A 12,637-nucleotide genomic window follows, 5' to 3' on the forward strand; every position below is an offset into this window, starting at 1 on the left:
GGCGCTCCTCAGAAATATCCCTGACGCTTTTTAAGCTCCATGGAGCCGGATTGATCGCGGTCGATCATTCGACCCTGACGTTCACTGGTGGTCGAGATAAGCATCTCTTCGATAATGGCGGGCAAGGTTTCCGCCTCAGACTCTACCGCGCCGGTCAGTGGCCAACAGCCCAAGGTTCGGAAACGCACCATTTTCTGAGTAATCACTTCGCCCGGCTGTAGGTCAATGCGGTCGTCATCCACCATCAGCAGCATCCCGTCGCGCTCCACCACAGGGCGGGGCTTCGCCAGATACAACGGCACAATGTCGATTTTTTCCAGGAAGATATATTGCCAAATATCCAGCTCAGTCCAGTTGGACAGCGGGAAGACGCGGATACTTTCGCCTTTGTTAATCTGGCCGTTATAGTTGTGCCACAGCTCCGGGCGCTGGTTTTTTGGATCCCAACGATGGAAGCGGTCACGGAACGAATAAATACGCTCTTTGGCGCGGGATTTCTCTTCATCCCGCCGCGCGCCACCGAAAGCGGCATCAAAACCGTATTTGTTCAGCGCTTGCTTCAGCCCCTCGGTTTTCATGATATCAGTGTGTTTGGCGCTACCGTGGATAAAGGGGTTAATGCCCATTGCCACCCCTTCCGGGTTACGATGCACCAATAATTCACAGCCAAATGCCTTGGCGGTGCGGTCACGGAATTCGTACATTTCACGGAATTTCCAACCGGTATCCACATGCAATAACGGGAAAGGTAAATGACCGGGGAAAAATGCTTTACGCGCCAAATGCAGCATCACAGAAGAGTCTTTGCCGATGGAATAGAGCATCACCGGGTTACCGAATTCAGCGGCCACTTCACGGATGATATGGATACTCTCCGCCTCCAATTGCCGCAAATGAGTGAGTCGTTTTTCGTCCATAACAGATCCTTTATGCCAAATTCACGACTGACGGGCTGATGGCCTGTTCAGTCTGCGGTTGTTGCCCAAACCAGGCAATTTGGTGGTGTAAATCCACCACTTCCCCGATGACCAGCAGGGCTGGTGTCGGGGCCTGATGCGCGAGTAATTCAAGCTCTGCCAGTGTGCCGGTCAGAACTTGCTGATCAGCACGGGTGCCCCGGCCAATCACTGCCACTGGCGTAGTGCTGGCTCGGCCATGGGTGATTAATTGCCGACTGATTTCAGCCGCTTTCACCGTGCCCATGTAGATGGCCAAAGTCTGATGACCACGGGCCAGCGCCTGCCAATCCAAATCATCGCCATCGGCGCGGCAATGCCCGGTAATAAATGTCACACTTTGTGCATGGTCACGGTGAGTCAGAGGAATTCCAGCATAAGCTGTCGCCCCGCTCGCCGCCGTCACCCCTGGCACCACCTGAAAGGGTATGCCCGCACGCGCCACAACTTGTAGCTCTTCACCGCCACGACCAAAGATAAAAGGATCGCCGCCTTTTAGCCGCACCACCCGTTTCCCGCGTTGTGCCAATGTGACCAGTAATTGATTGGTTTCTTCCTGAGTGACCGAATGCGCCCCCGCGCGTTTGCCAACACAAATCCGTTCAGCATCACGGCGCACTAAATCCAGCACTTCCGGGCTGACCAAATGGTCAAACAGCACCACATCAGCCTGTTGAATCACTTGCAGACCGCGCAAGGTCAATAAACCAGGATCACCGGGGCCAGCCCCCACCAAGGCAACTTCCCCCTGAGAGATGCTCTGCCCTTCCAATGACAATTGCAGTTCCTCTTCAGCTTGGGCTAACTGACCACGACTGACAAAACTGGCAAAGCGGCCACTGAAAGCATTTTCCCAAAAACGGCGGCGCTCACCCATTGAAGCGATTTGTAGCTTAACCCGGCCACGCCAGCGCCCGGCGATAGCCGCCATCTCACCTAAACTGCTGGGCAATAAGGCTTCCAATTTCTCGCGCAAGATACGCGCCAAAACCGGTGCCTGACCGGCGGAGGAAATCGCCACCACCAGCGGAGAGCGGTCGACAATCGACGGGAAGATAAACGAGCAACGAGGTTGGTCATCCACCACATTCGCCAGCAGATGCCGCTTGTCTGCCGCCGCGAAAACCGCTGCATTCAGCGCAGTATCGTCTGTGGCCGCAATCACCAGAAATACCTCATCCAGCTGCTCGGGCAAGAAATCTAATGCCAGCCAGTGAATGCGGCCATCCTGAGATTGTTGTTCAAGTTCAGATGAGAGAGTCTGTGCCACTACCCGCACCTGTGCGCCCGCGCGGTGGAGTAAGTCAATTTTTCGCGCAGCAACTTCACCGCCGCCAACAACCAATACAGGGCGGCGTTTCAAGTCGGCAAAAAGAGGTAGATAGTCCACAGCATCCTTCAATTACATAATAAGCGTAGGGTGACTATAGGGGGGGGTTATGGCCTTATGAAATGACTAAAAGTAATTACAAGTTCCATAATGATATATAGGCGTGATGACAGGGTTCCCAGCTATGCTGGTTGATCATCACTGTGACTAATTTTCTTATCTGGTGACATAAATATCCGCACTTTAGGAAGTATACAAATTGTCTATTTCCCCGGAGAGTTTCATACTATACCGCGTTGTCCATGCCAGTAGGTGTGGCTCTGACTTTAACAAGGATATTTCAGTATGTTTTCCCGCCGTCGCCTAAAGTGGGCACTCTTTACGCTGAGTTTAACATTTACACTGAGTTTAACTGCCGTCCTGCCACTTCAGGCAGCGACATCGCCAGCCATCGGTCAAATAGCTGAACAACAAGTTCGCCACATCAGCACCTACTTTCCGGGCCGTATGGCGGGCAGCCCAGCGGAATTGCTGGCTGCTGAATATATTAATCACCGTTTTCAGCAGATGGGCTATCAGAGTAATTTGCGGGGGTTTAATACCCGTTATCTCTATACCAGTAAAAATGGTAAACAAAACTGGCGAAATATCAGTGCCACTTCAGTGATTGCTGCCCGAAATATATCAACAGATAAAGAGGATGCGGCCAACAAAGCGGATGATCAAAAACAGATAATCATCATGGCGCACTTTGATACTTACACCCCACAAAGCGACGAAGATTTAGATAAAAATCTGGGTGGTTTAACACTGCAAGGTGTTGATGATAATGCGGCGGGTGTAGGGGTAATGCTGGAACTGGCGGAGCGCCTCAAAAAAACGCCGCTGCGCTATGATTTACGTTTTGTCGCGCTCAGTGCTGAAGAAATTGGTGCGCAAGGAACAGAAAATTATCTGCAACGAATGAGCCCAACAGAGAAAACTAATACACTGTTGGTGATCAATTTGGATAATCTGATCACCGGCGATCGTCTCTATTTTAATGCCAATAATCAGCCCGCTGCCATTACTGCAAAGGATCAAGCGCTAACACTGGCTCGCCGCTATGGTATTACGGCCTCCACAGTAAAAGGCCTGGTAACCTCCCCCTGTAAGGCAGAGAAAAATGCTTTTGATGCCGCCGGAATAGCGGTGTTATCCATTGAGGCCAGTAACTACACGTTAGGAAATCAAGATGGCTGCCAGCAACGGGCTATCAGCAAGCATTTCCCTCAAGGAACCACCCGCCATCAAAGCCAACTGGATAACTTAAATTATCTGGATAAGTTCTTGCCCGGCCGCATCACTAAACGCACACATAACACGGTGCAGATATTGTTGCCGCTGATACAAACGTTAGCTGGCGCTAAAAAATAATTTTTTGCCGCAAAAAATAAGGGCGCTATGAGCGCCCTTTTATCTCTCTGTCACATTCAGCTTTCATGCAGACCGCATTCACGTTTTAGGCCAAAGAAGCGCGTTTCTTCTTCACTCATACCCGGCTCCCATTTACGGGTTGTATGGGTATCGCCGACAGATAAATAACCCTGCTCCCACAATGGATGGTAACTCAGACCATTTTGGGTCAAATACTGATAAACTTGGCGGTTATCCCAATCAATAATAGGGAGCAATTTGAAAACACCGCGTGCAATCGCCAGAACCGGTAACTTTGCCCGGCTGCCCGATTGCTCACGGCGCAGGCCCGCAAACCAAGTTTGAGCGCCTAAAGTTTCCAGTGCGCGGTTCATCGGCTCAACTTTATTCAGGTCGTTATAGCGCTCAATCCCCTCAACACCCTGTTCCCACAATTTGCCATAGCGAGCTTCTTGCCAGGCGGGGTTTTGAGGGGCACGAAACACTTGCAAATTAAGCTGAAGTTTTTCAGTGAGAGAATCAATAAACTGATAAGTTTCCGGGAACAGATAGCCGGTATCCGTGAGGATCACCGGGATATCAGGGAGCTGCCGCGTCACCAAATGCAAACAAACTGCCGCCTGAATACCAAAACTGGAAGAGAGCACAAACTCACCGGGCAGATTTTCTAATGCCCAACTGACGCGCTCTTGCGCGGTTAAATGCTCCAGTTGCCCATTAACCAGCGCCAATGCCGCGGCTTGTTCCGCTTTCGGCAGCGCATTAAGTTCATTGAGATTGAATTGACTCACACCGCCTCCTGAACATCATAAAAGTCGTGGGCTGAATCTATCACCGGAGCAATAACACCGACACGAATAACAAAATCGCCGAAACCCTCATCAGTATGGCGTTCCTTAGCCCAACGCCCGACTAACTGGTCGGTAATCGCCAGGATTTCATCTTCGGTAATGTTTTCACGATACATGCGCGGTATCCGCGTGCCTTCGCGGTTGCCGCCCAGATGCAGGTTATAGCGGCCCATAGCTTTCCCCACCAGCCCAACTTCAGCCAGCAAAGCACGGCCGCAACCATTCGGGCAGCCGGTGACGCGCATCACAATATGTTCATCAGGCAAACCATGTTGCTGCAAAATACCTTCAATACGGGTGACAAATTCCGGCAAGAAACGTTCAGCTTCCGCCATTGCCAATGGGCAAGTTGGGAACGAAACACAGGCCATCGAATTTTCACGCTGCGGGCTGACATTGTCATCCATCAAGCCGTGTTCACGGGCCAATGCTTCAATGCGCGCTTTGTCTTTTTCCGGTACCCCCGCCACAATGAGGTTCTGATTGGCAGTTAAACGGAAATCGCCCTGATGGATTTTAGCAATTTCCGCCACGCCGGTTTTCAGACTGCGGCCGGGGTAATCCAGCAAACGGCCATTTTCGATAAATAAGGTCAAATGCCATTTTTTGTCGATGCCCTTTACCCAGCCAATACGATCACCGCGGCCAGTAAATTGGTAAGGTTTGATGGCAGAGAAACTCACACCCGCGCGCTTTTCAACTTCGGCCTTAAACACATCAACACCGACGCGCTCTAGCGTATATTTGGTTTTAGCATTCTTACGATCAGTGCGGTTGCCCCAGTCACGTTGGGTGGTCACCACCGCTTCTGCAATAGCCAAAGTATGTTGCAACGGGATATAGCCGAATTCACTGGCTTTACGTGGGTAAGTATTCTTATCACCGTGAGCAATGGATAGCCCACCGCCAACCAACACGTTAAAACCGACCAATTTACCTTTCTCCGCCACCGCAACAAAGTTGAGGTCATTAGCATGGAGATCGACATCATTTTGCGGCGGAATGACGACTGTAGTTTTAAACTTACGTGGCAAATAAGTCGCACCGAGGATCGGTTCTTCATCCGTGGTCGCGACTTTTTCTGCATCCAGCCAAATTTCAGCGTAAGCACGGGTACGTGGTAACAAATGTTCAGAAATCTTCTTCGCCCATTCGTAGGCTTCCTGATGGAGCACTGACTCCACCGGGTTCGAGGTGCAGAGTACGTTACGGTTAACATCGTTTGCCGTCGCCAATGCATCCAAGCCCAATTGATTGAGCAACTGGTGGGCTGGTTTCACATTTCCTTTCAGAATGCCATGAAACTGGAATGTCTGGCGGTTAGTGATACGGATGCTGCCGTATAAAGTGTTATCCGCAGCAAATTTATCAATTCCTAGCCACTGTTGCGGGGTAATAATCCCTCCGGGCAAACGGCAGCGCAGCATCATGGCATGACGAGGTTCAAGCTTCTGTTCCGTCCGTTCGGCGCGGATATCGCGGTCATCTTGCTGATACATTCCGTGGAAGCGGATCAGCAGGAAGTTATCGCCGTTGAAGCCGCCGGTCAGCCCGTCATTCAAGTCCTCTGCAATAGTCCCGCGAAGGAAATTGCTCTGTGACTTCATGCGCTCGCCGTCAGAAAGCTTTCCAGTCACGACCTGTTTTCCAGCAATAACTAATGGCCCTGGGTGTTTTTCATTCATCAGTACACATCCCGCTGATAACGGCGCGCCAGGCGCAGCTCACTTAAATATTCATCAGCCTGCTCAGCATCCATCGCGCCGTGCAGAGCCACCACGTCCAGTAAAACTTGCTCAACGTCTTTCGCCATGCGGTTGGCATCGCCACAGACGTAAATGTGGGCACCTTGTTGGATCCAGTCCCACAGTTCTGCACCTTGTTCGCGCAGTTTGTCTTGTACATATATTTTATGGGCTTGATCGCGCGACCAAGCCAGATCAATGCGGGTCAGTAAGCCGTCTTTGACATAGCGCTGCCATTCAACCTGATAGAGAAAATCTTCAGTGAAATGTGGGTTACCGAAAAGTAGCCAATTCTTGCCTGTGGCTCCATCGGCTTCGCGCTGCTGCATAAAGGCGCGGAACGGCGCGATGCCGGTTCCCGGCCCAATCATTATCACTGGCGTTTCTGGGTTAGCCGGTAAACGGAAGTTATCGTTATGTTCGATAAAGATGCGAATATCGTCATCCATCGCCAATCTATCCGCCAGATACCCCGAAGCACCGCCAGTACGTGGACGACCATCAATCTCATAGCGCACCACACCGACGGTAATATGCACTTCATTCTCAGTTTCAGCTTGTGAGGAAGCAATGGAATAGAGGCGAGGAGTTAGTGGCCGCAACAGTGCAACCAATTGATCGGCATTGAGATCAGAGGGGGCCTGACGCACCATATCCACAATCGGAGTGTTCTTCGCATAGTGTTGCAGCGCCGGTTTATCCGCCAGCAAAGCAATCAATTTCTCATCACGGGACAGTGCGGCGTATTTATCGACAATCACCGTGGTATTTTGCGTCAGTTCAAGATGGCTACGCAGCGCTTGCGACACCAATATATTCTGCCCATCAATACTGACCGGCTCATCACCTTTAAGCCACAATAGCGCCAGCAACTCGTCGACCAATGCAGGGTCATTATCAAACCAGACCCCCAGAGCATCACCCGGCTGATAGCGCAGCCCGGAGTCCCCTAAATCAATTTCAATGTGGCGCACATCTTTTTCAGAATGACGCCCCGTCACTTTTTGCTGTACCGATAACTGCGCGGTAAGTGGCGCGGTTTTGCTATAAGGGCTAGAGGTAATTTCATCGACCACACCACTTTTTGTGGCCGCCGCCGCCGCTGTTGATTGGGCTGGCACTCTGGCTTGCAAGGCCGCAACAACCTGCTGTCGCCACTGTTGTGCTGATTCTTGATATTCCACATCAGCATCCACTCTCTCAACTAACCGCTGCGCCCCCAACTCAGCCAATTTGTTGTCGAAATCTTTACCCGCCTGGCAAAAATGCTCATAGGAAGTATCGCCTAAGCCAAACACCGCAAAGGCGGTTTCTGGCAATTTAGGCGCTTTTTTAGAGAATAAGAACTTATGCAGCGCCACGGCCTCTTCGGCTGGTTCGCCTTCACCTTGGGTGGAAGCAACAATCACCAGCAAACGTTCCTGCGCGATTTGTTTAAACTTATAATCACCGGCATTAACCAGATTGACATTAAGCTTGGCGGCCAAAAGATCGTCACGTAGCTGTTCAGCCAAACGCCGCGCATTGCCGGTTTGGGAAGCAGAAATCAGGGTAATCGCCGTTGCTGGAGCGGCCACAACAGGAGCAATAACCGCGCCAGGTTGTTGGTTAACCATGCCCCAGAAGTAGCCAGATAACCAGGCCATTTGGGTGGGAGAAAACTCACCAACCGCGGCTTGCAAGCGGGCCAACTGCTCCGGCGATAACGGGAGTAAAGAAGTAGGAGGAACCTGAGTCGTCATTGCAGTACTAATTCCTTTATGCTTAGCCACGGTAGGCACGGACAGCTATTAGTGCGAACAGTTTGCGCTCAAAAGTCTTGATAGTTTGTAAGATTAACCATCCCGATAATAACAATTAAAGAAGCAATGGAAATAATAAATAACCAAAACGACTAAGTGGTTTTTCAGGTAATAGATATGAGTTAAAGTGTTCAACTTATTAGGAAATTTTCACCCACTGACATCTCATCACAAATTAATTATATCTGTATAAAAATCAGTGGAATACGTGAAGACAAGCAAAGTTCATCTAAGCCAATAGGGCACACAGTTACGTGCATTCATAGCCAGTATCCATGCTTTCGGGTACTATGCGGCGGTTTTTGAGTCAATAAGGTCAGAATGATGAGCACCACCCTATTTAAAGATTTTCAGTTTGAAGCCGCCCATTTGTTGCCTCATGTCCCAGAGGACCACAAATGCGGTCGTTTGCACGGCCATTCATTTATGGTCCGTATTGAGGTCACAGGTGAAGTTGATGCTCACTCCGGCTGGGTGATGGACTTTGCTGATCTCAAGGCTGCATTCAAGCCAATTTGGGAACGTTTGGATCATCACTATCTGAATGACATTCCCGGTCTGGAGAATCCGACCAGTGAAGTGCTGGCCTGTTGGATTTGGCAACAGCTTAAACCGCAATTACCAGAACTCAGCGCCGTCATGGTAAAAGAGACCTGTTCGGCGGGTTGTGTTTATCGCGGGTAATAAATCGCGGTGAATAAAATTGATCCCCAAAGTCATTGGCGTTACAGCAAGGCCGCAAGTAAATGAACCCCGATGAGCTTACATAAGTCAGTGATTCGGGTAAATGAACGCCGCAACACAGCTGCAGCGACAAGGCCGAAGGGGATTAAGCGATATTTAAATACTTATGTGTCTGCATCGACAGCCGCCAATTCTTGGCGATACAAGTTTCAATACAGAGCTTGGTGGCTTCTTCTTTCTGACTAATCGGCTGCAAAGCAATAATCCGCTTTTTGTCATCCGTCAATGTTACCAGCAGTGCTTCTAGTGCTTCGATATCCCGTAAACGCCCCACCGGATGCTTAATTTCATCTGCGCGCTGTAATGCCTGTGGCAATACTTTTAGGCCACCACGCATATTCACTTTTGGCGAAACCGTCACCCACGTGGTGGCGGAACACTGCACTTCATGAGTACCGCTGGTTTCAATTTGACAACTGTAACCGGCTTGCTCCAACTGTGATGTTAAAGGGAGCAAATCGTAAATAGCCGGTTCACCGCCGGTTATCACCACATGACGAGCGGTATACCCTTGTTGACGGAAGATATCCAGTAGCTGCTGTTCACTGGCCGTTCCCCAAACATCACTTTCCGCCGTTTTTACCATGATGCGCTGCATATCGACTTCCCGATCGGCCGCTTTTTCCCAGGTATGTTTGGTGTCGCACCAGCTACAACCAACTGGGCAACCCTGCAAACGCACGAAAATCGCCGGTACGCCGGTGAAGTAACCCTCGCCCTGCAAGGTTTGGAACATTTCATTAATCGGGTACTGCATTAGCATCTCTATCGTCATTCAAACCAATACGTGATTATCGCAGATTCCCTGGCTGCGACCAAACTGGCAACACCGAGGCTACCAGTTTGTTTGTATCAGGCCGTTACTCGATGACACCACAAGCCATTCGCGCACCACCACCCCCCAAAGGCATGGGATGGTCGGCATAGTTATCACCACCAGCATGAATCATTAGCGCATGCTGTTTCACCTCTGATAACGATTTCAGACGTGGAGCCAATACTTGGTAAGTCGCAGTGCCATCGGCATTGACCACCAACCCCGGCAAGTCACCCAAGTGCCCTTTATCACTATAAGGCCCAAGGTGCGTCCCGGTTTTTTGCGGATCGAAATGGCCGCCCGCAGCCAATGCGGGAACAGCTTTACCGTCTTTCTGCCCCGGAGCACAACTTGGATTCTCATGGAGATGGAAACCATGAATACCCGCAACCAGCCCGGTCAGATTTGGCGTAAACAGTAAACCATAAGGCGTTTCGGTCACAGTAACAGTACCCAGCGCCTTTCCATTGCCAGTTGGCAGAGCTTCATTCAATGTGACGGTAACATCTGCCGCCAATAAACTGCTGGAGAAAAGCATCGCCGGTAACAGTAAGTATTTCAATTTCATTGGTTATCTTCCTTTATGCATTGTTGCTGAATCATTCAAGTAATCATTAAGGATAACGGCTGATAAGTTATCTGCACGGCAGCAGTGCAAGAGATGTGATTCAGGCGGGACTTATAAGCGATATTCAGATTATTCTCGGCAAAATAAGCAAGTGATAACAATAGGTTAATCTGTAAAATAGCAGGTTAACCCATCGCTAATTAAATGTTGACGCCGCTCTTCGGGGGTATAAGAGGAGTGCATCATGCTGACTGGATGCTGCGCTAATATTTCACCGTCGCCCAAGTTGGCTGCACGATAAATGAGCTGAAGCGCGTTCAAAAAAGCGACCCACGCCGCCATGCCGCCTTCCAGTATGGCAATACGGCGCTCCAATAAATATAATGTTGGGTTACTGATTCTTGAGTAAAAATAACCTTTTTCTGTTCCGGCAAAACAAGCCCCGCCATATTCAGCGCTTGGAAATGTAGCGCTTATATAAACCGGTGGCGGTAATGCGCCTAAATTCTCTGGCGGATTATCACCATAATGTATAGCTCGGGTAGAAAAAGACTTTCTGATTGCATCGATATTAATATGTCCTCATAAAAACAGTTTTATGACTTTATGGCGGCGGTATTTTTGTGGCATTAATTCTTTGACCGATTATCTGTAACGTCCGTAATAATAAGGTAATCCCGACTAGCGTGTCACGATCACGAAATAAAGAGTACAACGAACGATAATTAACAGTTTCTTGATTAAGTCTCAGCTCAGTATTTGCCATTCTTAATGCATTGCCACTTTCCCAACCGACAGAAACAATACCTTCGAATATGCCAGAAAGTTTCTCAACTAAAGCATTATCTGCAATATCAATCACATCAGAGAATAATGACAACATATCTACTACATTATTGAACCGTCCTCCCGCTAATAAGGGCTGTAACTTATTGAGCAATTCCGTGAAATCGACCTCAGGCGCTATTGCTTTATCAACATGATTTTCATCTGATTGATGTTCGCTCATATTTTCCCTTATTAAATAAGACCACGGACAGTGGCCCAATATAAGCCACGGTTAAAACCATTACGCAGCATTCCCCCCATCTTGGTCGGTGGTGTTGGCATCACATCATTACGGTAGTCGTACCACAGTGGCATACCCGCATTCAGCCCCATTTGGGCCAGTGCTTGTACTTTTCCATCATAGTAACTGGTGGGATAGCCGATGCGCAGTTCAGAGACAATATTGTCAGCAATAACAGGCGCTTGATTATGACAGGAACCGCCTGCTTTGCTAATCGGCAAGTCAACGGTATCACCAATAACATAGACCCCCGGCTGCCCATAGACTTGCAGAGTTTGATGGTCAGTCGGTAACCAACCCTCCCCGTTATCCCATTCACTCAATCCGGTGTTACGCACAACATCCACAGCCGTAATCGGCGGAGTACTCATCAATATATCAAAGGGTTGCTCGTCTCCCTCGGCGGAATAGGCAATCTTTTTATCGGGGTCGACTTTTTGCAGCGTAAAACCGCGCTGATGTTTGATATCTTTAGCTGCAAAAATATTGGGTAGAACTTCTCCCGTAGGCCTTTGTAAAAAAAGGCAATTACGCAAAAGCTGAGAAACTGTGGGATAGGTATAAGCAATTTCAATGGCATTACGCACCCCACGACGGCGGAGATAGTCATCCAACATCAGTGTAGTTTCTATCGGAGCAATGCCACATTGATGGGGTACATTAGGTGTTTGCGGGAATGAGACCGTGATAAGAATACGGCCTTTCTCTATTTTAGCTAATTTATCAGCCAATTGACGGGAAGCCGCATATTGATAAAAATGATCGCCCGCTTCAGCCAGGCCTTCAATTCTATTCGGGCGAGGGATACACCCTGTTGCAAACACTAAAAAATCATAATTATATTTTTTCCCACTGCGACATGATATTTCTCTTTTAGATAAATCGAAATCCTCCGCTTTATCGACAATGAAATTGACTTCTGGCCGCAATAAACTTTGTTGTGAACGTTCCAACTCTTGCTTATAAAACAAATTAAAAGCGACATACATAAAAGCGGGTTTATAGTAGTGAACCGGAGAGTCAGAAATAAGTATTAACTCAACTTTATTATCAAGAATATCTCGATGCAATTTAGCTGCTAATAAATTAGCTAAAATAGTACCGCCAGTGCCACCACCGACAATAACAATTCTATTGAGCATGTAATTTTACCCCATTAGACCAAGATAAAAATTCTCCTATATCTATAACGTCCGCACTAATTATAAATAGCAATTATTTGCACGAAAATAAATAAAGAATTTTAATTCTTAAATCCATTAGATATTAATTGTAGTAATAAAAAATTAGACAGCAAACAATATTTAGTGACAAGTATCACACTATCAAAATTAATACA

11 protein-coding genes and 1 pseudogene are annotated in these 12,637 nt (G+C 48.6%); 2 read left to right on the forward strand and 10 right to left on the reverse strand.

Annotated elements, in window-relative coordinates; all coding sequences use genetic code 11:
• Positions 1–8: 8 nt before the first annotated feature.
• Both cysD and cysG read right to left on the reverse strand, forming a co-directional pair.
• Positions 9–917, reverse strand: a complete 909-nt coding sequence (cysD, locus tag OVO64_RS17735) for a sulfate adenylyltransferase subunit CysD (protein WP_038636128.1) — start codon at positions 915–917, stop codon at positions 9–11.
• Positions 918–927: 10 nt separating this feature from the next.
• Positions 928–2,346: a siroheme synthase CysG gene (gene cysG / locus OVO64_RS17740; RefSeq protein ID WP_050292261.1), complete on the reverse strand. Its 1,419-nt coding sequence runs from the start codon at positions 2,344–2,346 to the stop codon at positions 928–930.
• 285 nt (positions 2,347–2,631) lie between these two features.
• On the opposite strand from cysG, the gene OVO64_RS17745 reads away from it, so the two are divergent.
• Positions 2,632–3,702: an aminopeptidase gene (locus OVO64_RS17745; protein ID WP_050292263.1), complete on the forward strand. Its 1,071-nt coding sequence runs from the start codon at positions 2,632–2,634 to the stop codon at positions 3,700–3,702.
• A gap of 56 nt (positions 3,703–3,758) precedes the next feature.
• Here OVO64_RS17745 and OVO64_RS17750 read toward each other — a convergent pair whose 3' ends face one another.
• Genes OVO64_RS17750 through cysJ form a run of 3 tightly spaced genes read right to left on the reverse strand, consistent with a single transcriptional unit; the run spans position 3,759 to position 8,040 of the window.
• On the reverse strand, positions 3,759–4,493 hold the full coding sequence (locus OVO64_RS17750) for a phosphoadenylyl-sulfate reductase (RefSeq protein ID WP_038636136.1): 735 nt from the start codon (positions 4,491–4,493) through the stop codon (positions 3,759–3,761).
• Positions 4,490–6,238 (reverse strand): assimilatory sulfite reductase (NADPH) hemoprotein subunit, encoded by a 1,749-nt coding sequence (gene cysI / locus OVO64_RS17755; RefSeq protein ID WP_038636138.1) that lies wholly within the window; start codon positions 6,236–6,238, stop codon positions 4,490–4,492. Before cysI ends, OVO64_RS17750 begins: the two co-directional genes overlap by 4 nt.
• Positions 6,238–8,040, reverse strand: coding sequence for an NADPH-dependent assimilatory sulfite reductase flavoprotein subunit (cysJ, locus tag OVO64_RS17760; RefSeq protein ID WP_038636140.1), 1,803 nt, complete (start codon positions 8,038–8,040; stop codon positions 6,238–6,240). Before cysJ ends, cysI begins: the two co-directional genes overlap by 1 nt.
• 384 nt (positions 8,041–8,424) lie before the next feature.
• Here cysJ and queD point away from each other — a divergent pair, with 384 nt between their 5' ends.
• The gene (gene queD / locus OVO64_RS17765) at positions 8,425–8,784 is read left to right on the forward strand and encodes a 6-carboxytetrahydropterin synthase QueD (protein WP_038636143.1); all 360 of its coding nucleotides are present in this window, start codon (positions 8,425–8,427) and stop codon (positions 8,782–8,784) included.
• Between the two features lie 145 nt (positions 8,785–8,929).
• Here the strand turns inward: queD and queE are convergent, their stop codons facing one another.
• The 5 genes and pseudogenes from queE to OVO64_RS17790 all read right to left on the reverse strand — a co-directional run bounded on the left by queE (position 8,930) and on the right by OVO64_RS17790 (position 12,440).
• A complete protein-coding gene (queE, locus tag OVO64_RS17770; RefSeq protein WP_038636146.1) occupies positions 8,930–9,601 on the reverse strand; it encodes a 7-carboxy-7-deazaguanine synthase QueE in 672 nt (223 codons plus the stop codon).
• Positions 9,602–9,704: 103 nt separating this feature from the next.
• The gene (gene sodC, locus OVO64_RS17775; protein ID WP_038636149.1) at positions 9,705–10,229 is read right to left on the reverse strand and encodes a superoxide dismutase family protein; all 525 of its coding nucleotides are present in this window, start codon (positions 10,227–10,229) and stop codon (positions 9,705–9,707) included.
• A 300-nt stretch (positions 10,230–10,529) separates the two neighbouring features.
• Positions 10,530–10,799: pseudogene (locus OVO64_RS20570) on the reverse strand (PLP-dependent transferase); the annotation flags it as partial.
• A gap of 34 nt (positions 10,800–10,833) precedes the next feature.
• Positions 10,834–11,238 (reverse strand): hypothetical protein, encoded by a 405-nt coding sequence (locus OVO64_RS17785; protein WP_080723397.1) that lies wholly within the window; start codon positions 11,236–11,238, stop codon positions 10,834–10,836.
• 11 nt (positions 11,239–11,249) lie between these two features.
• Positions 11,250–12,440 (reverse strand): NAD(P)/FAD-dependent oxidoreductase, encoded by a 1,191-nt coding sequence (locus OVO64_RS17790; protein ID WP_145509432.1) that lies wholly within the window; start codon positions 12,438–12,440, stop codon positions 11,250–11,252.
• Between the last annotated feature and the right edge of the window lie 197 nt (positions 12,441–12,637).

The sequence above is a fragment of the Yersinia sp. Marseille-Q5920 genome (genome assembly GCF_946902935.1).
GTDB classification, from domain to species: domain Bacteria; phylum Pseudomonadota; class Gammaproteobacteria; order Enterobacterales; family Enterobacteriaceae; genus Yersinia; species Yersinia rochesterensis.

Bases quoted from the DNA above. Each gene is read 5' to 3' on its own strand.
- cysD (WP_038636128.1), bottom strand. From the start codon at position 917: ATGGACGAAAAACGACTCACTCATTTGCGGCAATTGGAGGCGGAGAGT.
- OVO64_RS17745 (WP_050292263.1), top strand. From the start codon at position 2,632: ATGTTTTCCCGCCGTCGCCTAAAGTGGGCACTCTTTACGCTGAGTTTA.
- cysI (WP_038636138.1), bottom strand. From the start codon at position 6,238: ATGAATGAAAAACACCCAGGGCCATTAGTTATTGCTGGAAAACAGGTC.
- cysJ (WP_038636140.1), bottom strand. From the start codon at position 8,040: ATGACGACTCAGGTTCCTCCTACTTCTTTACTCCCGTTATCGCCGGAG.
- queD (WP_038636143.1), top strand. From the start codon at position 8,425: ATGAGCACCACCCTATTTAAAGATTTTCAGTTTGAAGCCGCCCATTTG.
- queE (WP_038636146.1), bottom strand. From the start codon at position 9,601: ATGCAGTACCCGATTAATGAAATGTTCCAAACCTTGCAGGGCGAGGGT.
- sodC (WP_038636149.1), bottom strand. From the start codon at position 10,229: ATGAAATTGAAATACTTACTGTTACCGGCGATGCTTTTCTCCAGCAGT.
- OVO64_RS17785 (WP_080723397.1), bottom strand. From the start codon at position 11,238: ATGAGCGAACATCAATCAGATGAAAATCATGTTGATAAAGCAATAGCG.
- OVO64_RS17790 (WP_145509432.1), bottom strand. From the start codon at position 12,440: ATGCTCAATAGAATTGTTATTGTCGGTGGTGGCACTGGCGGTACTATT.